Here is a 25,174-nt window from a genome sequence, read left to right on the forward strand (position 1 = left end):
TGTCTCCTGATATCTCTATCGCAAGGTCCCATGTCGGGGTTGAAGCCGCCCACCTACAAGGTGTAATCGGGCCAACTGGCACACAGCGTGCGCAAGTCTCGCACTTCAAGGTGCGGGCGGGTGTCACCATGGGCCCAGTCGTGGCCTTCTCGATTGAGCCAGGCCATTTGCATGCCAGCGGCCAAAGCGCCTACGCCGTCGGCAAGCGCATCGTCTCCAATGTGCAGCACCTCGTGGGGCTGCACACCCGCTGCTGCGGCAGCGGCCTGAAAAATGCGCACATCAGGCTTGGCCACGCCCAGTGACTGGGCGCTCACGCTGGCGTGAAAGTGCTGGCCAATGCCGACACGGTGCACGTCGGCATTGCCGTTGGACAGCGCCACCACCGGCATGCGCTGGCTCCAAAAACGCAGCGCAGGCAGGGCGTCGTCAAACAAATCAACCCGTTGGCGTTCGGCAAAAAACACCTCAAAAGCCGGCTCTGCCAAGTGCCCAGGTTCCCCCGCCTGCAGCAACAACGCACGGATCGACTCACGGCGCAAAAACGACAAATCATGCGCGCGCTCAACATGAAGGGCATTGATCTTGGCGCGCAGGGATTTTTTGATTTCAGCATCCGCGGACAACGCTGCGGCGCCTGGGGCATGGGTACTCAACCATGCTTGTAAAACCACCTCAGCACGGCCAATCGTGGGCCAAACGGGCCACAAAGTGTCGTCCAGATCGAGGGTAATGGCTTTGATTCGGGAAATGTCAATCATGGTGGTGGGAGAATACCGCATGGCATTTCAAAAAGAACCCTCCTTCCAGCATGGTCAGGCCGCCAAAACGGCTGTCTTGTATTGCAATCTGGGCACACCCAGCGCGCCCACGGCTCCGGCCTTGCGCAAGTACTTGGCTGAATTTTTGGGCGACAGCCGTGTGGTCGAAATCCCCAAACCCATTTGGTGGCTCATTCTGCACGGCATCATCTTGCGCGTGCGCCCGGCCAAATCGGCCGCCAAATACGCCAGCATCTGGACTGAACAGGGCTCGCCCCTCAAAGCCTTCACCGAACAACAGGCTCAATCGCTGGGGACCGCCCTGCAAGAGCGTGGCCACCATGTGGCCGTGCGCTACGCCATGCGCTACGGCCAGCCGTCCATTCCAGAGCAGCTCAACGCCCTGAAGTCTGAAGGCGTGCAACGCGTGCTGATCGTGCCCGCTTACCCTCAGTACAGCGGCACCACCACAGCCAGCGTGTTCGATGCGGTTTACCGCTGGGGCCTGAAAACCCGGCTCATCCCCGAACTGCGTTTTGTCAACCGCTACCACGACGATCCACGCTACATCGCCGCACTCGCGCACACGGTGCGCACCCACTGGGCCGCCCACGGTCAAGCCGAACAACTGGTCATGAGCTTTCACGGTGTGCCGGAGCGCACCTTGCAGTTGGGCGACCCCTACCACTGCGAATGCATGAAAACCGGGCGCCTGCTGGCCGAGGCACTGGGTCTGAGCAAAAACCAGTACAAGCTCACCTTCCAGTCCCGCTTTGGCAAGGCCAAATGGCTAGAGCCCTACACCGAACCCACGCTCGTGGCCATGGCCGAACAAGGCGTGAAAACAGTCGATGTGATCTGTCCGGGCTTCACCAGCGATTGCTTGGAAACACTGGAGGAAATTCAGCAAGAAGCGCAAGAAGCTTTCGTGCACGCGGGTGGCGAAAAGTTCAGCTACATCCCGTGCTTGAACAACCACGCTCAGTGGATTGAGGCGCTCAGCGACATCTGCTTGGACCACATGCAGGGGTGGAGTCTGGCACAACCTGACCCAACGGCCTTGGAGGCGAGCCGCGTGCGTGCTTTGGCACACGGCGCGAAGGCCTGAAGGGCCAGAAGACGGTCAAAAAAGGCCTGCCCATATTCGGCGGCTCAGGCGCTTCATGCAGGCAAAGACGAGAGGGTGTCCAAAATGGTTTGAGGCATGCGATCCAAAGTCACCGTCTTGTCCACCACCCCCAATTGAACCGCTGCGCGTGGCATGCCGTAGATGACGCAGCTGTCCTCGTGTTCTGTCAAGTTGATGCCACCCGCTTCTCGGATGGCTTGCATGCCCAATGCGCCATCACTGCCCATACCGGTGAGCAACACCCCCAAACAATGGCGGCGCGCAGCCGCCGCAGCGGATCGGAACAGCAGATCCACCGCAGGGCGACAGTGGTGAACCGGCGGGCTTTGGGTCAAACGCGTGCGGTAACCGCCTGAATGGGCGACCACCATCAGGTGGTAATTGCCAGGCGCAATCAAACACTGACCAGGCAAAATCAGCTCGTTATCAACGGCCTCCCGCACTTCATACTCGGCCAGCGCGTTGATGCGTTCCGCCACCGCTTTGGAAAAAAACGCTGGAATGTGCTGAACCACCAAGATCGGCGGCAATCCTGCTGGCAATGCAGGCAAGAGCGCACGCAAGGCCTCGACGCCACCGGTGGAAGCACCGACCACCACCAGCCGGCGGTCGCCGGGCCGCGCCTGAACGCCGTCTTGGTTGGTTTTGCCAAAACTGACCGCTGGCGTGGCAGCGGCTTTGGGTGAATGGCGAAAACGTTGTTTGGCCGCATGCGCTGCTTTGACATGAAAGGTCAATTTCGCGGCCAATGTCCCCACCGAGGTGCTGCCATCGGGCTTGGCCAAGACCTCACACGCCCCCGCATCCATGGCCTCTAAAGCCAGCTGTGAGCCTTTCTGGGTGATCGAACTGATGACCACCACCGCGACGACAGACCGTTCTGACTGCAGCTGACGCAAATAGGTCAACCCGTCCATGCGCGGCATTTCCATGTCCAAAGTCATCACGTCCGGTTGTAGCCGCGCCACTTTTTCCTTGGCAATCAAAGGATCGTTGGCCACCCCCACCACCTCGATTTCCGGGTCGAGCGACAAGGTGTCGGTGATGGTTTTTCTCACCATGGCCGAGTCGTCCACCACCAACACTTTGATGCGTCGTTTGATTTCCATTGCCTGACCTCAATTTGTACGCTGGTAAATGCCGTTTCCAAGGCTTTTCAAAGGATGTTCAATGCGCAGCAAACTGTCGGAGTGACCCACAATCAAATACCCCCCTGGCTCGAGCGCATCGTGCAAGCGTTGCACCAATTGCGCCCGTGATGGCAGATCAAAGTAAATCAACACATTGCGGCAAAAAACCACGTGCTGCGGCTGGGGTATCGGGTACACCCCCTCAAACAAATTCATGCGCTCAAAACTCACTTTGCTGCGCAAGACGTCTTTGACCCTGCAAAAGCCTTGGTATGGCCCCGCACCCTTTTGAAAATATTTGTGCAACAAATGCGCCTGCGGCAAACCGATGCGGTCCAGCGGGTAGACCGCACGCTGGGCTTGTTCAATGGCCCAATTGGAGATGTCGGTGCCCACAATTTGCCAACGCAATCCAGGCCGTTTTTGCGCGGCATATTCACTCAGCACAATGGCCAAGGTGAACGCCTCTTCTCCGCTGGAGCTGGCAGCCGACCAGCACCGCACACCCTGAGGCGCAGTGGGGCTGTCGCTCAACAGTGCATCCAGCAATTGCTGGGACAGCAACTCAAAATGCACCGGTTCGCGGAAAAAATGGGTGTGGTTGATGGCCACCAGATCGATGAATATCCCCAACTCTTCACCGCTGCGATCTTTCAAGCACGCCAGGTACTCCTCCCACGTAGATAAATTCAACTCACGCAGCCGTTTGTTCAGGCGACTCGACAGCAACCCGAGCTTGCTTGGTGCCAGGTGAATGCGACTGTGACGATGGATCAGGGCACACAACGCTTCGTAAGTTTGCGCCGACATGGGAGGGGGCCGTTGCAAGCCCGAATCAGAAGCAGCCGTCATGAGCGCCCGATCAGAAATCTTTGAACTGTGGCTCAGATGTGGGCCCCGAGGCGAGGCGCTTGACCTGCACCCGATGACCGCCTTCATGGACCCGGTCCAGCTGAGGGGCACTTGGCGCCGAGGACACAGAACTTGCCAGCTGGCGGCGCTGCACCCTGAAGCCCACCACTCGAATGCCTTGCGCGACCAAGGCGTCCACATTCTTGCCTTGGTCATGCGTTTGCTCGGCTGCATGGGCAATTTGGCTGGCACTTTCGGCCGTGTCCTGCGCCACTTTGCTCATCTGCTCAATGGCCACACTCACATGTTCAATGCCTTGGGCCTGTTCCCGCGCAGCCAAGGTGATCTCGGCGACCAAGGCATCGGTTTGGCCAATTTTCGACTCGATCTGAACCAGCGAATCCTTGACCCGGTCCAGCGAAACCGCCCCTAAACGGCTGTTGCGAATCGATGCTTCAATTTTCTCGGCTGACTCATGGGCGGCCATGGCACTGCGCTGCGCCAAAGACCGCACCTCGTCAGCAACCACCGCAAAGCCGGCCCCCGCCTCACCGGCGCGCGCGGCTTCCACCGCCGCATTGAGGGCCAAAATATTGGTTTGAAAAGCAATTTCATCAATGCTTTTGACAATCTTGGCCACATCGTTGCTCGAGCGCTCAATCGCCTCCATGGCCATGGTCATGTTCCCCATGTTGCGCACACCCTCTTGGGCGCTGTTGCGGGTTTCGGAAGCCAGTTTTTTGGCCTGCTCAGCGTTGTTGGCGGTTGAATGGATCATGCTGGAGACCTCTTCCAAAGAGGCACTGGTTTCCTCAATGGCCGCCGCCTGTTCGCTCGCACCCTGCGCCAACTTTTGACTGGCATCGGTCAATTGACTGGATGCCACACGGTTTTGCTCCGTGCCCGCAAAGATCGCACTGGCCACCTGCATCAAGGGCCGCACAGACACCTTGAATGCCACCCACAAAAGAATCAAACCCAGCAACAACAAGCCGGCACAAAAAGCCGCAATGCTCAACACGACCTTTTCCTGAATCTCATGGGCCCGTTGTTCGTTCTTGGCAATGTGCGCCCTGATTTTGGGCACCAAACCTTCAATGATCAGGCGGTGGGCCTCAAAGGCCTCCAGCAGCGCTTCGAACTGCGGTTTGATGTTGGCCGTGTCACCGCTGGCAAGCGTCGGTAAAAACTGCGTGTTGAGCAATTGGAAATAGCGCTGCACATGCTTGTCAGAAAACTCCAGATCCTTGAACAAATCAGCGCCCGTGAGTTGGCTGCCCATGAAACGGTCAAAGGCCTGCTTGTAATCTTGTTGAATGCGGGGGGCATCGGACACCAAGCGCTGAATGTCTTTGTCGCTCGCCACGGCACCTGGCTCCAAATCCTTGCTCAACTTGAGCATGGTGTGTGTCACCATGTAATGGGCTTCGATCAGGTAAGCGTCCGGCGGCAAAGTGGCGGCCAAAATGTCGTTTTCGTGGGCGATGTGTTGGTACAAATCACCGCCAATTTTGATGGGTGAGGTGAAAACGAAACTGGCCGCTGGAATGCCAACCAAACTGGCCAAAAACAGCAGCGCAATGCCGGCCATCAGTTTTTTCAGGTTCAACATGTCAAGGCTCCCGGTTATTCATGATGAAGAGATGTTCGAGCGGATGAAGACGCCACCATGGCCTGCAAGTCCAGCGGCTCTGTCAAGTTCAGCAAGCGGTCCATGTCCAACAAGGTGATGACCTTGTCCTTGCTCTTGGCCAAGCCCATGATGAATCGGGTGTCCAGCTCGCCACCAAAATCAGGCGGCAACTCCAGATCAGCCAGATTGAATTGCGACACGTCTTCCACCGCGTCCACCACCATGCCCATCCACTGCTGCCCCCCCTCCAGCGGGGTGAATTGCACGACGACCACACAGACACGCTCGGATACTGCAACTTGGGGCAGGCCAAAGCGCTCGCGCAAATCGATGACCGGTATGATCTTTCCGCGCAAATTCATCACCCCTTGAATGAAGGCAGGCATGCGAGGCACGGGCGTGATCGGGCACAAGCGCATGATTTCCCGCACCTTCAGCACAGGCAAGCCATAGTGCTCTCTGTCCAAAACAAAAGTCAGGTACTTGCCTGGCTTGGGCAAATTTTCGTGGGCCAAATTGCTCATGGGGATAGGGGTTTCACAGGTCCAAATAAAGATCAATCGGCCACAGCCGATAGGGTTTTGTCATGGCCGATGGCATCCGGATCAATGATCAGGGCCACACGCCCGTCGCCCAAAATGGCGGCACCCGACAGGCCCTTTTGTTGCTTGAATGTCGGGCCCAAGGACTTGATCACGACCTCTTGCTTACCCATCAGGCTGTCCACCAAAAGGCCCAAACTTCGGTCGCCCGAATCGACCACCACCACAATGCCATCGCACGCATGTTGGGCCACACAAGGCAAATCCAGCTTGTCCGCCAAGCGCACCAAGGGAATCAGCTTGCCCCGCACCTGGATGACCTCCCCCCTGCCCTGCACCGTGGACACCATGCCAGGCTTGGGTCGCAATGACTCGCGAATGACCAGGGTGGGCACGATAAAACGTTCTGAACCGACGCCGACCAACATGGCATCGATCACCGCCAGCGTCAGAGGCAAAAAAATGTTGAAGGCCGTGCCCTGTCCCGCGACCGACGCGATGTCCACTCGCCCCCGCAGCTTGTTGATGCTGCCACGCACCACGTCCATGCCCACCCCGCGGCCCGACACCTCGGTCACGCTCTCGGCCGTCGAAAAGCCGGGCAAAAAAATCAAGTTGAAAATTTCTTTGTCGCTCAGCACCGCGTTCTGCGGAATCAGGCCTCGCGCCACTGCTTTGCTCAGGATTTTTGGCGCACTCAATCCCTTGCCGTCGTCGCGGATGCCAATCAGGATGCCCCCGCCTTGGTGCGACGCCTGCAAATGGATGTTGCCCTGCGCACTTTTGCCTTGCGCCACGCGTTGGGCGGGCAACTCAATGCCATGGTCCACGGCGTTGCGCATCATGTGCAGCAAGGGGTCGGCCATCTCTTCGACAATTTTTCGGTCCAGCTCCGTGTCTTCACCGCTCAGGTGCAACTGGATTTGCTTGCCCTGCGCGATCGACAAATCGCGAACCAAGCGGGTCATTTTTTCCATCACTGCGCGAATAGGCACCATGCGCAAAGACATGGCGTTGCGCTGCAAATCGGTGGTGATGCGCGACAACTGCAACAAATGGCGTTCCAAATCCCTGTCCCTAGGGGCTTGCACCAAAGGGTGTTGCACCACCATCGACTGCGCGATCACCAATTCGCCCATCAAATCCACCAGCGCATCCAGTTTGCGGGTGTCCAACTTCACGAACTCGGCCAAAGAGCCGCTGCGTGCCTGAATTGGGGCGGGGTCAAGCCTTGGCAATGGGCCCACGGGCTGCGTTGGCACCGCTGGAGCCGCAGGCTGTGCGATGGGCAAACCCCGCCCATCGGGCCCCGAGCCGTCGAGCGTTGGTGCTGCCGCTGCATCTGCCGTTGGCGTTGGCGTTGGCGCTGAGTCTGTGCTGGGCATGGACACGGCCACAAGCCCTGCGTCCTTGACCGGCGTGGCCAAAAAAGGTTTGCCCTGCAAGCAAGCCTGCGCACGGGCCACCAGGTTGGCGGTCGGCACCACAATCGCCAGCCCACGGTCCAGGCCTTGGAGCTGGCGTGCAATCGCATCCACATACAGCTGCAGCGCATCGCCCCCGGCCAAGATCAAATCAATCACGTCGCGGTTGATGGTCAACTTGTTTTGTCGGGCCGCATCCAGCACCGACTCCAGTTCATGGGCCAGGTGCTGAATCGGCTCAATGCCCAAAAAGCCTGCACCGCCCTTGAACGTGTGAAAAGCTCGGAACACTTGGTTCAAGGTGTCTTTGTGCTGGGGGTTTTCCTCCAGCACCAACACGCCCTGCTCCACCTGTTGCAGCAATTCGCGACCCTCGATACAAAACTCATTGAGCATATCGAGATCGTCGTTCGGACCCAGAACGAAACCCTCTGCCTCTGGTTCCGTTGCGTGGTGTTCACTGGCCGAGGCAGGCGCCAAGTGCGCCGCCAGTGCGACCGGTGGTGGCGGCCGTGGATTGGCCAAATACAGGGCATTGCTGAGCCGCTCAAAATAGGCTTGCAAGTCGTCAATTTGGGTTGGCGTCCATCCTGTGGGGTTCGCCTGTGCCTGCTGACAAAGACCCAGTGCCCACGACAACTCTGGACGCACTTGTGGACCACTTGAGGCCGGGATGAGTGTTGCCAGCTGCTCAAGGACTTCCGCCACACGGCCGGGTCCATGCGGCTGTTCAGGCAGCAAGAAAGCCAGTTCGGTGGCCAATTCTTGCAACAGTGATTCAAGCGGTGGGTGCAACATAATTTTTGGCAATTTGAACAAAATCACCAAAAACATTTGCAACTTACGGCGTCAATTTGGGGAAAAGAAATCCGTTAACTGCCGGGCGTCAAGCCACGAAAAAACCAAGGGCGACAAAACCAGCGGTGGCTGATCAATGACTCAAGCGTCATGCGCGCCCTGAATGCAGCCGGCCAGCAATTGGGAAACCAACCCGGCCATCTCGCCCTCGCCGAGCACACGAATTTCAGGGTTCAAGGGCTCTTCGTACGCCGCATCGACACCAGGCAGTTTGCACAGGGCACCGAAACGGGCTTTGCGGTACAAACCTTTCACGTCCCTGGCCATGCAGGTCTCCAAAGGCGTTGCGACATGCACCTCGATGAACGCCCCGGCATCAAACAGCGCACGCGCCCTGGAGCGCGCAGCACGCAGCGGAGACATGGTGCTCACCACCACCACCAGGCCGTGTCGGACCAACATGTGCGCCACGGCGGCCATGCGGCGGCTGAGCTCGACGCGATCGGTTGCACCAGAGCCCAGGTCTTTGCACATGCCGCCCTGTGCCTCGTCGCCATCCAACACCACCAAACGCACGACGCCGTCGGCGTTCAGGCGGTCCCGCAAGGCGTGGGCCAGCGTGGTCTTGCCAGCACCGGAATAACCGGTCATCCACAAACAACACGGCTTGAGAACGACCCCAGCGCACCCGCCTGACCATGCAAGCGCCTCCACCCAATCCGCCGGCATCGAGGGACCGAAGGGCTTTACCAACTCACCAGGGGTGATGTGACTCACGTCAAGCATAAGAATTTCCTGACCGGATAAATTGATTTACAAAAGCCAAAAAATCAACGGAATATAACAAATAAATACACATCAAATGGTCTTCGGCATATTTAACCGCCTTTTCCATGGAAAAACGCCGTTGTGCAGTTCGGGTTGCAAGGCAACGCGCCATGGTGCGCAAAGCACAAAGCCAAGCCTGTGGCGCCACTGACACCCCAACCTTCAGATCGGTGGCACCGCCAGCAGCACCAAACTGCTGACCCACGGCCCATTAAGAATTAATAAGCTCTAAAAAAATTCAAATTTCCATCACATAAGGGGAAATAAAAGCCGATGAATCACGCCAAGCCAACGCCCCATCCAGCCACATGCAGGCATCGTCACAGCAATTCAGGTGCTGCCCGATGTCCATCTCAGCACGCGCATGTCAGCCCCCAAGCGCTGGGCTGGGAGGACCTTGATGCGGCAACCCAACCAAACCAACCCTCTCCTGACCCCATGCCACGATGAGCTCAGGGCGTGGCATGGGGGGGCAACACAAGGATTTGTCCAACGTGCAAAGTCGACATGTGGTCCCATTCTGGGTTGACGGCCAGCAACTGCGCCACCGTCACGCCATGTCTGCTGGCCAATCGCCACCAAGAGTCACCTTTGGCCACCACCACCACCCGCGCATCTGCGGCTCTTGTGCCAGAGGCTGGCGACACCTCGGCTGGCTTTGTTGGCAAGCTCGCTTCAACAGGGCTCACCACAACAGGGGCGCTGGCCTGCGCTGCAGACGGCTGCACGGGTGCAAGCGGCAAAGAGGGTGCTTCCGACCTGGCACCTGTTGCAGGTAGCGCCATTTCTGGAACCGTGACCGCATCCGTTCGACCAGGCTCGCTCTGATCGGCTTTGACATACTTGCCCAACACCAGCCACTGCACAGCCACCGCCAACAAAGCGGCAACCAAGGCACCGCCGAGATACAAACTCGCGCCACGCCCCAGCACCAGCACCTGCCGCCCAGCGGCAGCACGCACCTCGGCGCGCAACTCGGCCATGGACTGCAGCAAGCCCTCATGGGCTGCAGACCAACGCAACACACTTTGCTGTTGGCTTTGCGCAGTGCGCTCAAGCACCTGAGACAAGGTTGCGACCTGCTGACCCAGGCCTTGCACCAAGCCCTCAAAAGCCGCTTGGGCCTGGTGTGTGGTGTCGGTCAGGGCTTGCGCGCGCTGAGTCGCTTGCGTCAGCGCCTGCAGCTGCTCACGCTGGAGCTGCAGGTCTGAACGCTGTTCCTGCATCGCGCTCATCAGATTTTGACTCCAGACCGACATCGCCGCAAAGATCGCACCATCCCCATGCTGGACGTCGTTGGGCTTGTGCGCGGTCAGTTGGCTGGCCGTGTAAATGTCGTCGTTCACCACGATGTGCAAGTCGCTCAACATGCGCTCGGCTGTGCGCTTGACACCACTCACCACCAAGCCCATGACCAAAGAGCCCAGCAAACCATAGAGCGACGCCACAAAGGCTGTGCCCATGCCCCGCATAGGCCCTTGCATTTTTTCGATCATGCCCGTGAACATGGCCGATGCATCCCCACCACCGCCTGCGCCCATGGCGGCAAAGACACCCGACAAGTCTTGCAAAGTGGCCAACAAACCGATGAATGTGCCCACCAAGCCCAAGCCCACCAAAGAGCCTGCCAAAAAATTCGGCATGGCCAAACGGGCCATCAAATGCGTCTCCGCCCCCAGCAACTCGGTTTCCATCGCCACCTGGCGCTCACGCAATGGCAAAGCACGGGTTTGCGCAAGCATGCGATACACCCCCTTCAACGCGGAATCACCGCGGTGCTTCAACAGCATGGGCGCACGGTTTGGCAACGGTTCATTTTCCAGCGCCTCAATCCAGCCGTGTTCACTCACCAACACATGTTGCAAATAAGCCAAGATCAGCACCGTCACGCCGGCCACAGCAAAAATACCGTAGACCAATTCGGGGTGGGGGGTGGCGTTGATCGACTCGTCAATGACATGCGTGAACAGGGTCAAGCCCGCCCACAAGGTCACGAGCACAGGCCAAAAGACCCGCATCCAGCGCCAAGCTGCACGGAAAAACCGCTTGGGATTCAGCCACCAGGCCTTGGGCGTCACCGGGGCCAGCGCCACTTGGATGGACGAAGGTGTGGGGTGGTGTGCAACTGGAGAAGTTTGTTTGGTCATGTTCTGATTACAGGTGTGAGAAATCAATCATTTCTGAAAAGGACGCTGTCCGCCGCGCGCACAGTCAACCCAATGGCGGCGAAACAGGGGCAACAGGCGCATCCCAAGGAACCATCAAGATGAAAAGACGTTGTCCATCGGCACCGATATCAGGCGTGCCATGGAGCAAACGGCTTTCAATTTGCTGGGGGCTCCAGCCCATGCCTACCAAGGCGTTGCGCAGTGCCGCCAAGCTCGCATAGGCTTGGCGCCGAGAGGGCATGTCACTGGCCGCCACATTGCTCCAAATTCGCAAACGCTGTGCAGGTGACGCGACCAAAGAAGCACGCAACAAAGCGCGCACACTGTCTCGCTCCAGCTCCAAAAGGGGTTCGCCCCCGCTGGGCAAATCGACTTGCACCAACAGGCCGTCTGGCCCCGCTTGGCGGCGAACAACTTGGCCCGTTGGCCCACCCCATGCCCGCTTGGCATCGGTGAGTTGCAAATAAACAGTGGGCAATGGCGAAGAGATGGCCGCACCCATGGGGCTTGGCGACGGCGCTGACCTGTCGGGTTTGTCCGCTGCACTGACCGCCGGTGCAAGACCGTCCGCCCCGGCAGAAGGTGGAGAAATGGGGACAACGGCCTCTGGGGTCGCGCTTGCAAAAAGGCGCGCATCGGACGATCGGGCCACATCCGGGTTTTTCACACCCTCGGATTTTTTGTCCGCCCGTGCAGCGCTGGATGCGCTCAAATCTGCGGCGGTCGAGTCCCCCTGACTGGCCCCCAAAATACCGGCACTGATGGCAAACATGGCCACCAAAAAGAGCAAGTTCATCACCACGTTGCTCATCGCGTCCACATAGCCAGGCCAAAAATTTCCGGCGCCGTCCAGGCTTCGAGAACGGCTTCTCATGATGCCCCCCCTCCAGGCGGCAAAGCCAGGACTTTGACCGTATCCCCCTGTGGTGCTTGAGCGCCTGTCTCCGCATCAGGCCAAGCCATCATGCGGGACTCGATGTCTGAGGCGGACAAACCCGCCGACATCAACACGCCCCGAACTGCCATCAAGCGCAAATAAGCCGTGCGCCGACGTGCGGGGTCTTGTGCATCGGTTTGCACTTCAACCCGAAAGCGGCTCACACCTGCAGCGCGTGCGTCGCGGGCTGCCGCTTCCAATTCACGGAGGGCCCCCCTGGGCAGCTGCACCAGTTGACCCATGAATTCGACACTGACCACGGGTGCCACAGAAGGCGCGACGGTCTCGGTGGGCACTTGTGTAACGGGTGGCAACTGCGGTGATGTGGGCCCGTCTGCTTTGCGCAGAGCTGGCGGTTCCATCGCACGCGAGGTGTTGCCCTGTGACTGCTGATCAAACCCCGCAGACTTGTCCGTTTTGAGCGAGGCAGACTTGGCCGGCGATGACGCCGCAGCCGGGTCTGTTTTCGCGCGAGGCGATGGCAGCCCGCTGGCCAACTGCCCAAGGACAAACAAAGACACACCCAGCGCCATCGCGACAATGAGCAACCCTTGCACCAAGCCCGCAATGGCGGCAACAAAGCCGGGCCAAAAACCCGGATCGTCAACATGCGCATTGGCCATACAAAACCTTTTCCCTTCTAAGGCACTTCACCCCTGTGGGTGTCGCGCCTTTTTCATCACGCATCAAGCGGCAATCACATGGTTGGATTTGGACGGGTCTTGGCTCGGCTGTGTCCAAAACAGCGAGTCGTGCACCAGCATCGTGTGGCCGTTGCTCAACTGCGCCGTGGCACTGCCCTGCACCTGCACCAAGGCATCGGGCTGCAGCGGCACCCCGTCACTGCGCAACTGCAGGCTCTGGATGCCCAGCTCAACCAAGCTGCGCAATTCGCTGGCGCTGCTCACACCGTTTTGGTCGGCATCCACCCAAGCCTTGAAGTCACCAAAGGACGCATCGGCTGCACTGAACAGGCCGTCTTGGTTGCTGTCAAAAACCTCTGCCAAGCCTTGCAAGTCGCTCTGACCCGCAGCTTGCGCAAACTGGTACTGCCCCGTCTCGCGCAGACTGCCGTCGCCAAACTTGTCCCAGAACAGCAAACCGTCTTGACCACCCACCCAGCCGCTGTGCTCGGTTTGGCCGTCCAGGTTGACGTCGATCGTCGCCTCGGTGTAAGTGATCTGGCCGTCTCCGCTCAAGTCCAAAGCCACCGGGGGGACGACCGTTCGCACATCCACACTCAAGCTGCTGCCCACGTTTGTGGCATTGCCTGCTGTGTCCTTCAGGACCAATTGCAGGGTATGTACCGATCCCACAGCCAAGGGTGCACTCGCGCTCACCGTCAAGGAGAGTTTGCCGCCGACCCAGACCCCGTTGAGCAGATCCGCGGCAGTGACGGTGTAGCTGGCCAACTCCGTGCCATCGCTTTTTTGCAACACCAACCTGTCTGTGGCCTCCATCCTGGTGCCTCCCAGCGCCATCACATCGATCGTCGGCGTGGTGACCGCCGTGATGTTGTCCGTCGTGTTGAGGCCTGTGTCGCTGGCTGTTCGCAGGTCCAAATTGGTGTTGGCAGCCAGCCCCAAATTCACCGAGCCCGCTGTGCCAGCGTTGGTCAAGGGGTTGGCCAAGTCTGTGCTGTCGGTCACCGATGCTGAACCCGCTGCATCAAAACCAGGCAGATAGAGTTTGAGATCACTCACATCGGCGGCCGACACGGTTTGTGACAAGATCTGCGATACCGTGCGCTGACCATCCCAAACCTTCAAATCACGAATCTCATCACTCCCCGTGATGGTGCCTTGCAAGGTCGTGGTCATGTCACCTTGTGAATTGAGGTAGTTCTTTCCGAGTACCAGCTCCCACGAGGTATTGACTGCATCAGGAATCGCTCCATTCAACGATGCATTGTTTAAAAATGAAGCTGTCGACACCCCATTTTTATAAAAAACCAAACTATTGGAGTCGGACACCACCAGCGCGACATGGGCCCAAGTGTTGATCGACAAATTAAAACCGGTCAAAGAGCCCGCTGATGTGGTGGCATTTTCGGATCCTCCACGCAATCCAACTCGGAAATTACCTCCCCCCGCGGAGAGAGAGTAATTGACCGTGTTGTTGTTGGCCTTGAGGGCGAAAATCGGTTCCGAATTTCCCGAAGTCACGTTGCTGGTCTTGTACCAAAATTCGATGGTCATCCCTTGAGTGAAAGACAGGCCGGATGCACCCGTGGTCAGCCTGGCACCGTTGGCGATTTGGATCGCACCGCTTTGTGCTGTCGGGGCGACAGCGTCGTAGGTGATGGCTTGGCTGGCCAGCACACCTGTCGTGGCCCCTCCGGCAGAAATTGACCGCACCTGCACCGTGGGGCTGTTGCTGAGCGTCAAGCCGGACACCGTGACCGTGTTGGCCGTGGCGTCCACATCGCCCGCAGCCACGTTGGCCCAGGTGGTGCCATCGAGGCTGTACTGGAATTGTTCACCTGCCACCAAATCCGAACCCGTGTAGGTGAACACCACATCGCCACTGGCCTGGTTGGTGACCGCGTCGTTGAGGTCAAGATCATCGATGTCCGAGCTGACACGGGTGAAGCGCATGCCGGAGCCCCCCACCGGTACATCGCTGAAGGTGATGGCTTGCTGGCCCACCACGGTGCTGTTGCCCGCCGCATCCAGCGCGCGCAATTCCACGACTGTGGGGCTGGAAGCGAAGGTCAAACCGGCCACCTTGACGGTGTTCGCAGCGATGCTCACATCCACCGCAGGGACATCGGTCCAATGCGTGCCGTCGACGCTGTATTGGAAAATTTCATCCGCCGCCAAATCGCTGCCGGTGTAGCTGAACACCACATCGCCCGAACTGGCAGAGGTGATGGCATCGTTGGGGTTGGGATCGCCTGCCACTGAAGTCACGCTGATGAAGGTCATACCGGCAGCACCCACAGGTGGCGTCGTATCGATCAAGGGCAGCGGCGTGACATCGATGTTGGGGATATTGCCGCTGTTGGCGGTGTAGGTGTATGCATTGCCAACCACGTCGGTGATGTTGGCCGTCAAAACGTTTTGAAGCGCAGCCTCATCGATGCTGACTTGACCGTTTTGTCCCGCCAAAATCGTGTAGGTGAGCGTGCGCGTGGCGCTGCCATTGGCCCCGCCCCAGGTGGCGTTCACGCCCCCCGTGCCTGCCAACAGGAAAACCGTGGTGTCGGCGGTGCCCTGGATCAAACCGTTGACGGGACCATCAAAGGTCACCGTCAGCACCACCGTCTCGCCGGCACTGTTGCCCGCCGTGCCGGCGATGGTGGTCAAGGCCGTGCTGGGCGGGTTGCTGCTGCTCAGTGTGGGACCGGTGTTGTCGATGACGATATTTTTCATGTCACCCAGGTTGTTGCCGACGGGCAAGGCCGTGCTGTTGTAAGCATTGCCAATGCTGTTGCGCAAGGCGCTGCTGCCCGATCCGATGGTGTAGCTGCTGACCGTGAGGTCGCTGGCGTTGACCCCAGCACCCACGCTGTAAACCCCGCTGGCGGTGCTGCTGTTGGCGGCGGAGGTGAGCGCCACCTGTTCACCGGTGTTCAAAGTCAAATTGAGGGTGCCGCCCGCTTGCAGCACGGTGTCAAAGTGGGCGGTCAAAGTCAGGCTGCTGCCTTGCCTGTAAACCCCATCGTTCGAGGTGGCGGAAAAACTCACCAGCGCCGGGCGGCTATCGTCCACGGTGAAAGAACTGGTGGACGTGTTGCCCAGGTTGCCAGCAGTGTCCGTTTGGCTGTAGCTGAAACTGTAAGGGGTGGCCGAAGCGACTGGAATGAGGGACTGAGGGATGCTGATGCTCCATTGGCCGCCAACAGCCGCGCTGGTGTAAGTGTTCCCCTGAAACACCACGCTGACTGCGGCATCGGGCAGGGCAAGGCCTGAAATGGTGACTGGCGATTGGGTTTCGCTGATGTTGACCACCGCATCACCTCCGGCGACGCTGCTCAAAGTGGGGGCGCCCGGTATCACGGTGTGGATGACCACGTTGGAACTGGTCACAGAGGCGGTGTTGCCACGGGGATCTGTGCTGTTGACCGTGACCGTGGCGGTGGTGGTGTCTGCAGGAACTTCTGAGCCCCCGGTGAACGTGACGGACCACGCACCGGTGGTGCTGTCTGCCGTGGTGGATTTGGAGATCAAAGTGCCTGTCCACAACACACTGACGGTGGCCCCTGGCTCGGCACTGCCCTGCACCACCACCCCAAGGGTCTTTTCACTGCCATTGACCACGTTGTTGCCCCCCACCGAGGTCACGGTGGGTGTCTGTGCCAAGGTATCGAGTGTGACGAGATTGCTTTGCAGTGCGCTGGTGTTGCCTGCAGCGTCGGTGGCGCTGATTTGGATGTTGCTCTGCACCGCCGTGGCCGTGGGGCTGGTGGGAATGTCGGCGGTGGCGAAGTTCAGACTCCAATGGCCATTGCTGTCCACGATGTTGGTGGTTTTGGTGGTGCTGCCCCAGGTCACCGACACGGTAGGGTTGGCAATGTTGGAGCCCGGCGGGGTCACCGTGCCACTCAAAGTGATGCCATTGGCACGGTCTGTGGCGTTGAGCCAATTTTGGCCTGCAACCACCGGGGTGCTCAGGGTCACGGCAGGGGCCTCCAGATCGACCCGGACAAATCGGGTGCTGTTGACGCTGTTGCCCAAGGCGTCTGTGGCGGTGACCACGACAGCATAGTTGCCAGAAGCTGTAGGCACATTGCTGGCACCCTGCAAATTCAAGGTCCAGCCCGCTGTGCCATTTGGACCACCGTTGGCTGTGCTGACCGCTTGGTAAGTGGCATCGTTGTAGGCCACGTTGATGGCCAAGCCCGGGTCCGACGTGCCGGTGAACACAAAACCATGGTCACGCTCGCTCATGTTGATGACGTTGTCACTGCCCCCCATGGTGAAAGCACCCAGCACGATGCCGCTCAGTCCCATGTCCACCGATTTGTCGCTGCTGCTGAGGGTATTGCGCGCCACATCTTCAATGCGCGCGCGAAGAATCGCGGTGCCCGAGATCAAGCCCGCATTGACCAAATCGGCTTGGGTGACCGCCGTGGCCCACACGCCATTGGCATCCACCCCAATGTTGTTTTGGGTGAACTGGACTTGCTGGCCCGCGTCAAGCCACTGCAAGGTGACAACACCCCCCGGGTCACCCCGGCCCGTGATGGGCATGCTTTGGTTGGTGACATCGGCCAAAATGATGCGGTTGCGCCCAGATTGGGACACCAGATCGTCGATGCTGACCGCCACCGCTCGGTCCACAATCAGGGCTTGCGAATTGGTGCTGACGTTACCGGCCGTATCCGTCACTTGTGCCTGGAGGGTGTAGGTCCCGTCCGGAAAGACCGTGGCATTGGTCAGCGATGCCCGGGGCACCAGCACCTGCCATCCTGTGCCATCGATCACCGCCAACAGCGTCTGTAACGTGTTGCCAGCCGCATTCACAATGTTCAGCTGCACGTTGGCTGCATTCAGGGAAGTGGTGCCGCTCACCGTCAGTGAAGACAATGCGTCGTTTTGGCTGAAGTAGTTGTCAGCATTGTCGGTTTGCGTTTGGGCAAAAGTGAGGGTGGGTGGTGTGCGCGAAATCAACACGTTGCGCTGAGCGTTGGGGCTGCTGTTGCCTGCCGCATCTTGCGCTTGCACACGCACAGGAAACGAAATGTCTTGCGTCGGCAATTCATCGGCTCCGAAAATGGTGGACCACACCCCTCCTGAAGCCGTGGCCACCTTGTTGATGCCATTCAATGTGACGATCAGGCTCGCGCCAGGCTCTGCCGTGCCCGAAAATTGAACACCTGCACTGGCTTCGTTGGCATTGATGCGGTCATCGCCAGCGATGAGGTCGATGGTGGGCAGGGCCACAAACAGATCAACGATCACGTCTTGCGTAGCCACGGCGGCCGATTCGGCATCTTTGCCGGGGTCGATGGCTGTGACCGTGATGCGGGTTTGGGTGTTGGCAGGTTGAGGCACCAACGGAAAGTACGCGCTCCAGACACCGGTTGACGAGGCGGTCACCGGCTTGGCTGGCACACTGGAAGAATTGTCGGCTGCGGCCCATGCGACAGTCACCGAGGCTCGGGGAGCCGCGCGACCTGTGACCAAAACGCCTTGACCTTGGGTGGAGCCCAAAGCGTTATTGGCTTCGCTCAACTCTTGCTGGTTGATCACCCCGTTTGAAACCGTGCCGATGGTGGGTGCTTGCGAGGTGGAGTTGTCTGCGATGGTGGCCGATGCGGCTCGCTCACTGGCGTTCCCGGCGACGTCGGCAATGACCGCGGCGAAAACCTGGCTGGAGCCCTGTGGGATCGCGTTGCTGCCGAACGTTGCACTCCAAGCACCCGTGGGGCTGGCGGTGACCAATTGGTTGCTGGAACCCCAGACCACCTCCAATTGTGACAAGGCCTCGGCCGTGCCGGTGACGGTGATGCCCGCTTGCTTTTCGGCTGCAGTGATCTTGTTGTCTCCGGCAACCATGTTGATCACCGGTGGCAGGGCCACGGTGTCCACCACCACGGCCTGCGAAGCCTGTTGGCTGATGTTGCCGCTCACATCGGTCGCCACCACACGCAGGGGCAATGCACCATCCCCGGGCACTTCGTCTGCGGGGACAATCAGCTGCCAGTTGCCATTGGCATCTGCTTCGACAGCAGCCGGTGTCAGGTCGCCCCAGACCAGTTGCACCGAGGCACCCGCCTCTGCGCGACCGGAGAGCTGCACATTGGCCGATTTGTCCAGGGCATTGACGTATACCGGTGTGTTGCTGCCCACCACGGTTTGTGAACCCACACTGGTGATGCTGGGCAAGGTGGTGCTCGTGTCCAGCAAAATATCGCGCTGCACGGACGCGGTGTTGCCCGACAAAGGGTCGATCACCGCCACCTGAACGGCACGGGTGCCATCCGAAGGCACTTGGTCAGCGGTGAACATGACGGACCAACGCCCACCTTCAGCGGCACTGGTCATGCGCGTGGTGTTGCCCCAGGTGACATGGACCGCCGCATTGCCGATGGTGCTGCCACCGATGGTGACGCCTGCGGTTTTTTCAAGGGCATTGACACGGTTGTCTACCGCCACGGTGTCGATCTGGGGCGCGTCCAAGCGCGTGGCCACCCGCAAGTCTTTGACCGTGCTGGGGCTCACGTTACCGGCCGCATCGGTTTGAGACACCGTGAACGGCACCGTGCCGTCGGGCGGGACCTCGTTGCTGCCGTAGGTGACGCTCCAAGTGCCGCTGGCGCTGACCTGGACGATTTTTTCGACGCCCGACCAACTGGCCTTGAGCGTGGCGTTGGACTCTGCCGTGCCGCTGAAAGTCACGCCGCTGGCTTTTTCATTGGCAGAGACCACACCATCGACCAAGCCGCTGCTGATGGCGGAAATGACGGGGGCATCCACACGCGTGTCCAACAACACCTTTTGGGTGGCTGACGCGCTCGATTTGCCACCGACCTTCGCGCTCGCGACCACCATATTGGCGTTGCCTTGTGTCGGAATTTCGGCTTGACTGAATTGGGTGGACCACAAGCCACTGGCGTTGGCGGTGGTTTCTTTGGTGCTGGTGCCCCAAGTCACTTTGACCAGCGCATTCGCATCGGCAGAACCGGCAACGGTCAAACCTTGCACTGCGGTTTGGCTGTTCACCACGGCCAAGTCGTAAATCACCGGGGCATTGACGCTGTTGAGGCCCGACAAATCCACCGGTGAACTGGCTGGGCTGGTGGCACCGGCAGCCAAGCCACCCAGCAGTGGCGTGGCGGCGGCCACCCAAGGCAAATACGAGGCCAAAGCCCCGCCGGCCACCACAGGTGCAGACGCCGCCACCGCGGGTGCAGCGGGGCCCACGCTGCTGGCCGCGCCCGCGGTACCCTCTGCCGTGCTTTCAACCGAAACGGCGTTGCGCGAAATGGCTTCCGACGTTTGCAGCGAGGAAGACGTGGCGCTGTTGACTTGCAAAGAACCGGTGGACTGCAACACCTCTTGCCCCGAAATCTCGACGCCATCTTGGAACTTCAGGGCGAATTCGGGATCGAACATGGCACGCACGGCACCGTCGCGCACAAACAGACGCTTGCCGTCCTGGGTGGTGATGACGATGTCGGTGTCCACCACACGCAACTCACGCACCGCACTGCGCGGCACATGGATGTTGACACTGTCTTTGACACGCGCAGCCGCACCGGTCACGGCCGCAGCAGGTGTGTTGGCTTGTGCAAGCTGGGTCTCGCTGGGGGTGATTTTCTGTTCGTTCATGATGGTCAAGGATTGGAGTTGGGGGAAACGACGAAAAAGACGCTGGGCATCAAGCGGCCATGACGGGGGCATCCAGTCGCACAATCAGCGAACTGGCCCAGCTGGCGTTACCGGCCAAATCGTTGGCGGTCACCCCCACAATGGTGGTGCTGGTCGGGGGCACGGCGCCCGGCTCAAAGGTGTGTATCCACTGGTGGGTGAGCTCATCAACGGGTACCGTGTGGAAAAGGTCCCCCCATGTCAGCTCGACGGCGGTGGCGCCAACGGCCACACCAGAAATGGTGACCCCTTCTTGCGCTTCACTGGCGTCAATGAAGTTATCCCCCGTCACCGCATCGATCAAGGGCGCTGCAGGCGCCGTGGTGTCGAGGGTGACCACCAGCGTTGCAGACTGGGTGTTGCCATCAGGGTTGATGGCACGGACATTGACGCTGGTGTCGGTCGTGGGCAAATCGTCGGGTGCCACCCGCAAAGACCACACGCCCACGGTGTTGGCGTTCACATGTTGATTGACCACCCCCGCCCCCCAGTTGACCGTCACCACAGCGCCGGGGTCGGCCATCCCCGACAAAATCACCGGTGACTGGGTCTCGCTGGCATTGATCATGTTGTCATCGGGTGTGGCCAGATCGCCGTCACTGGCCGAAACGTCATCGATGGAGAGCACCGCATCGTCAATGGCCATGCGAACGTTTTGAATCAACACGGGCCCCACGTTGCCCGCCGCATCGCGCAATGTGACGGCAATGCTTGAATTGCCCGCTTGCTCAGGCAACTCGTCGGTCGCATAAGTGACGGACCACAGGCCGTTGCTGCCGACCTGGATGGGGGTTAACGGGGCAGTTCCATCTTTGATTTGACCCGCCCAATCGATGACAACGAAAGCCCCGGCCTCACCGGTGCCCGACAGCACGATCGGGTTTGCGTATGCGCTCTGGTTGACCACGTGGTTGTCAGCCACCACGGAGAGCGCGGGGGCAGCCGGTGATTGGGTGTCGATGACGACACTGGCCCAGGTGGCCGCACTGGCATTGCCCACCCCGTCCCTGACCACCACCTGCACGGGGCGCGTGCCATCCGCCGGTACCTCGGTTGAACTGAAGGGGACTTGCCACACCCCGAGCTGGTTGCTGCGCGTGGATTGGCCCACACCGGCCCATGTCACTTCAACGGCGGTGTGGGGTTCAGCCGTTCCAGACAGGAGCACACCGGCTGCTTTTTCCAGGGCGTTGATGGTGTAGTCGTCTGCGACCGTGTCCAGCACCGCGGCGGCTGGCATGTTCCGGTCCACCCCAACGCGTCGGGTGCTGGCCCCGCTCACATTGCCCGCGCTGTCGGTTTGCACCGCAGTGATCAAGGTGTCCGCCCCCGTCAAGGCCGCGGGATGGGGCAGGTCATCGGCCGATACCGCCAGCGTCCATGCCCCTGTGCCCGCATGGGCAGTCACTGTGCGGCTCAGCAGCACAGAGCCGCCAGGCGATGCCTCTCGCCACAACACCGCCACGGATGCACCCACCTCCGCCATGCCCGCCAGGGTGATGCCTGCCGTCGCCTCGTTGGCATTGATCTGATCGTCGCTGGCAACCACATCCAACCCCGGCAGTGACACCACGGTGTCGATGCGCACCACACGCTCGGTTGTGGCCGAATTGCCCACCGCATCGGTCACGCTGGCCGATACCGTGGTGACGGCGGCATCAGCAGGCAGCTCGCTCGCGGTGAAGGTGGTGGACCACCGACCTGTGGGGTAGGCGGTGCACCTTTTCGTCACCCCACCCCACACCAGCGTCACTTCGCTTGCCACGGAGGCCATGCCCGTGATCAACACACCAGCAGACTGGAGGGCTGCGTTAACGACATTTTGTGTGCCCACCTCGTCCATCAGCGGCAATGGAGGGGGCAAGGTGTCCACCCACACTGGACGGCTGACACTGGCTGCGTTTCCCACCCTGTCGGTCGCTGACACGCGCACAGTCTGCGTGCCCTCGCCCGGGCTTTGACCCGGGTCGAACACGGCTGTCCATTGCCCTGTCGCGCTGACCCCCAGATCCCGCGTGAGACCGCCCCATTCCACACGGACGCCAGAGCCAGGCTCTGCGGTGCCGGTGATCTGAACACCAGCCGTGATTTCACGCCCATTGACAATGTTGTCCTCGGCCACGGCCGAAATCGTGGGCCACGGGTCATGGAGCGTATCCACGTTGACAACGCGCGAGCTGGTGCGAACGCCCTCGGTCACCCTGATGGTGTAAGCCCCGTCATTGAGATCGCGCGTGTCTGCAAAAACCTCCCAACGCCCTGCCGCATCGGCGAACACAGCGTTGGGAAGGTTGAGGTTCGGCCAAGCCACCTGCAACCGGGCGCCTGGGTTGGCCCAACCACCCAAGGTCACACCGTTCAATTTTTCGAAGACGCCAATGAGGTCGTCGCCGTTTTCTGTGATGGGATCGATGAGCGGGTTGCGGCTCACGGAGACGTTGCGCGACGCTGTGCTGGTGTTGCCCGCTGCATCCGCCACGGTGGCCTCCATGCGGCCCACACTGGTGGTGGGAATTTCTGAGAACAAAAATTCACTGCGCCACACCCCATCGGTGGCAGAGGCGACAGCGTTTCGGCTCACGCCGCCCCAAGTGAGCGTGAGCGACGCGCCAGCAGGGGCCGTGCCCGTGACAAGAATCGGGTTGCCTGCATCGGCCAGTGTGATGGCGTTGTCGCCCGCCACCACATCGATGGTGGGAGGGGGTGGTGCCACCGTGTCCAGTTCAAATCTCAGTGCTTCAGAAGCCAGGGACACATTGCCTGCCGCATCGATCTGGCGCACACGCACGCTGTAGGCGCCACTGGTCGGGCCGAAAAGGTTGGGGGCGTGGCCCGCACTGTTGAGTGCACCCGCTTGCCAAGACTGTGCATCATCCAAAGAATATTGCCAACGCGCACCGGACTGTGTTTCCAGGCCACCGATGCGCAAGGTGCCATCGTTGGTCAAGCCATCGTTATTGAGTCGTCCGTCGGGCCCCGTATCGGCGTTCAATGCCAGCGTCGGCGCCTGTGGCGCGACACCGTCCACCACCACGGCCGGCAAGGATTTGTTGACCAAGCTGTCGGTCTGGACCAAAGCATGGCCAGCGCCATCTTTGGGTAAAGCCTGACCCGCAGGCCAGCCCGTGATGATCACGCCCGCTGAGCCCGACACATCTTGGTCGGTGATCGTGTATTGGAAAACCAATTGCCTGGTGCCGTTGACACCATCCCATACAGCGCTGCGGTTGTGGGCGCCAATTCTCAGATTGAGGGTAGGACTGCCGTCCACCAGCACCACTTCGCTCACACCCACGCTGACTTGAAGCACATCGCCAGCAACCAAAGCCCCGGCTTGAAGCTGTCCTGCCGAAGTCAGGCCCATGGTGCCCACCCGGTCGTCTTGCACGCTCGGCGCTGTGGCATCGCTCCTGACCAAATCAACGGGCAAGCGGATGCTCAAGTCGTTCGCCGACAAAGCCGAAGCCGCCAAACGCACGGTGGCGGCTGTCAAATCCGACAAAGCCACGGTTGCGCTGGCTGGGTTCCAGGTGACAACACCCTGGGTGACAAGCAACTGAGCGCTCAAGCTGTCCAAGGCTGCCGCCATATGGCCCTTGACTTCGTCCAGACCAGCCAACAGGGCGAGCACTTGGCCATAGGCATTGCTCTGCGCTGTGGGCTGCCCTTCAGGGGTGATGGTCAACTGTGGCGTCTCTTGGGTGACATCGACCTCGCCCAAACCCCACAAAGCGGCCATGGAGCGGTTGATGCTGACCACACTCACCCCTGAGCTGACCAAGTTCGGGTTGTTGGCGTCGACCATTTTCCGGGTCGCCAGTTCTGTCAAGGGCGTGATGTTGACCGTGGCTTGCTCGGCCCGTGCATCGATGGCGATGGCAGCACGCAATTCGACCACCAAATCCTCTTGCGAACCTGTCTCAGAGCGGTAGTTGGCATCCGCGCCGTTGTCGTCTCGGACGCGCAACACATAAACACCCGACTGAGCGTTTTGCACCGTCAAACTGTAAGCACCGTCGGCATCGACCGTGGCTTCACCGGGCAACTTGACCCCATTGCGGTACACCTCGACACGCACATGGCCTGCAGACAACAAGGGCCCTGCGCTGATCGTCCCCTGGATGCGCAAGCTCCCGCCAGCGCTTGTGTTGGGGGTGTCGTGACCGCCGCCAAAGGCCGCCCCCAATCCCAGAGCCGACAAGCCACCAAGCGCTGGCCACCCCAAGCCCAGGAATTGATCTTCTGCGTTTGTGGCGGTCACAGCCGACGCCACGGGCAGTGCACCCCATTCAAAAACGGCTGATTGCCCCGCTGCCAAAGCTTCGGGCTGGGCACCAGAAGACGACACCCAACCCTGTTGAGGGGCCGCAGACTCTGGCAGCAAGCCCTGCCAACTGCATGCTGATTCGGCGCAGACCGTGTAGTACCCCGCCAACACCACCTGCTCTTGACCTTGGGCGTCTTGCAAGACCAAATCCTGAGCGAGGCGGGTCATTTTGACCTTCGCCAAAGGCTGACCCGCTTCGCCTTGCACAAAGTATTCGGCCCGGCCCAAGGCGACAACACGCGCGGTTTGATCGGCTGCACTTTGCACACTGATCGCTGCGGCATCTGGAGATGGCGGTCGAATTCGAACCTGGATTTTGGACATGGA

13 protein-coding genes and 1 pseudogene are annotated in these 25,174 nt (G+C 60.0%); 1 reads left to right on the top strand and 13 read right to left on the bottom strand.

Annotated elements, in window-relative coordinates:
- Nucleotides 1-53: 53 nt before the first annotated feature.
- Complete coding sequence (locus tag ACHEXK_RS07595) at nucleotides 54-761, bottom strand: HAD family hydrolase (RefSeq protein ID WP_416548777.1); 708 nt, start codon at nucleotides 759-761, stop codon at nucleotides 54-56.
- 19 nt (nucleotides 762-780) lie between these two features.
- Here ACHEXK_RS07595 and hemH point away from each other — a divergent pair, with 19 nt between their 5' ends.
- Nucleotides 781-1,869: a ferrochelatase gene (hemH, locus tag ACHEXK_RS07600; RefSeq protein ID WP_416548779.1), complete on the top strand. Its 1,089-nt coding sequence runs from the start codon at nucleotides 781-783 to the stop codon at nucleotides 1,867-1,869.
- Nucleotides 1,870-1,922: 53 nt separating this feature from the next.
- Here hemH and cheB read toward each other — a convergent pair whose 3' ends face one another.
- The 12 genes and pseudogenes from cheB to ACHEXK_RS07660 all read right to left on the bottom strand — a co-directional run bounded on the left by cheB (nucleotide 1,923) and on the right by ACHEXK_RS07660 (nucleotide 25,171).
- Entirely contained in the window at nucleotides 1,923-2,999 is a 1,077-nt protein-coding gene (gene cheB, locus ACHEXK_RS07605; protein WP_416548781.1) for a chemotaxis-specific protein-glutamate methyltransferase CheB, read from the bottom strand.
- Nucleotides 3,000-3,008: 9 nt separating this feature from the next.
- A complete protein-coding gene (locus ACHEXK_RS07610) occupies nucleotides 3,009-3,872 on the bottom strand; it encodes a CheR family methyltransferase (protein ID WP_416548783.1) in 864 nt (287 codons plus the stop codon).
- 10 nt (nucleotides 3,873-3,882) lie between these two features.
- A pseudogene (locus ACHEXK_RS07615) lies at nucleotides 3,883-4,551 on the bottom strand (methyl-accepting chemotaxis protein); the annotation flags it as partial.
- 947 nt (nucleotides 4,552-5,498) lie between these two features.
- Nucleotides 5,499-6,029 carry a chemotaxis protein CheW gene (locus tag ACHEXK_RS07620; RefSeq protein ID WP_416548785.1) on the bottom strand — a complete coding sequence of 177 codons (531 nt, stop codon included), beginning with the start codon at nucleotides 6,027-6,029 and terminating at the stop codon, nucleotides 5,499-5,501.
- Nucleotides 6,030-6,061: 32 nt separating this feature from the next.
- Complete coding sequence (locus ACHEXK_RS07625) at nucleotides 6,062-8,233, bottom strand: chemotaxis protein CheA (RefSeq protein ID WP_416548787.1); 2,172 nt, start codon at nucleotides 8,231-8,233, stop codon at nucleotides 6,062-6,064.
- A gap of 177 nt (nucleotides 8,234-8,410) precedes the next feature.
- Nucleotides 8,411-9,055 (bottom strand): adenylyl-sulfate kinase, encoded by a 645-nt coding sequence (gene cysC, locus ACHEXK_RS07630; RefSeq protein ID WP_416548789.1) that lies wholly within the window; start codon nucleotides 9,053-9,055, stop codon nucleotides 8,411-8,413.
- A complete protein-coding gene (locus tag ACHEXK_RS07635) occupies nucleotides 9,048-9,302 on the bottom strand; it encodes a hypothetical protein (protein ID WP_416548790.1) in 255 nt (84 codons plus the stop codon). Before ACHEXK_RS07635 ends, cysC begins: the two co-directional genes overlap by 8 nt.
- Nucleotides 9,303-9,549: 247 nt before the next feature.
- On the bottom strand, nucleotides 9,550-11,244 hold the full coding sequence (locus ACHEXK_RS07640; RefSeq protein WP_416548792.1) for a LysM peptidoglycan-binding domain-containing protein: 1,695 nt from the start codon (nucleotides 11,242-11,244) through the stop codon (nucleotides 9,550-9,552).
- A 64-nt stretch (nucleotides 11,245-11,308) separates the two neighbouring features.
- A complete protein-coding gene (locus tag ACHEXK_RS07645) occupies nucleotides 11,309-12,139 on the bottom strand; it encodes a hypothetical protein (RefSeq protein ID WP_416548794.1) in 831 nt (276 codons plus the stop codon).
- Nucleotides 12,136-12,825, bottom strand: coding sequence for a hypothetical protein (locus tag ACHEXK_RS07650; RefSeq protein ID WP_416548796.1), 690 nt, complete (start codon nucleotides 12,823-12,825; stop codon nucleotides 12,136-12,138). The genes ACHEXK_RS07645 and ACHEXK_RS07650 overlap by 4 nt, the downstream gene beginning before the upstream one ends.
- A 63-nt stretch (nucleotides 12,826-12,888) precedes the next feature.
- Complete coding sequence (locus tag ACHEXK_RS07655) at nucleotides 12,889-20,481, bottom strand: Ig-like domain repeat protein (RefSeq protein ID WP_416548798.1); 7,593 nt, start codon at nucleotides 20,479-20,481, stop codon at nucleotides 12,889-12,891.
- 49 nt (nucleotides 20,482-20,530) lie between these two features.
- Nucleotides 20,531-25,171 carry a hypothetical protein gene (locus ACHEXK_RS07660; RefSeq protein WP_416548800.1) on the bottom strand — a complete coding sequence of 1,547 codons (4,641 nt, stop codon included), beginning with the start codon at nucleotides 25,169-25,171 and terminating at the stop codon, nucleotides 20,531-20,533.
- Nucleotides 25,172-25,174 lie beyond the last annotated feature (3 nt).

This window comes from Limnohabitans sp. DCL3 (assembly GCF_048019295.1).
Taxonomy (GTDB): Bacteria; Pseudomonadota; Gammaproteobacteria; order Burkholderiales; family Burkholderiaceae_C; genus Limnohabitans_A.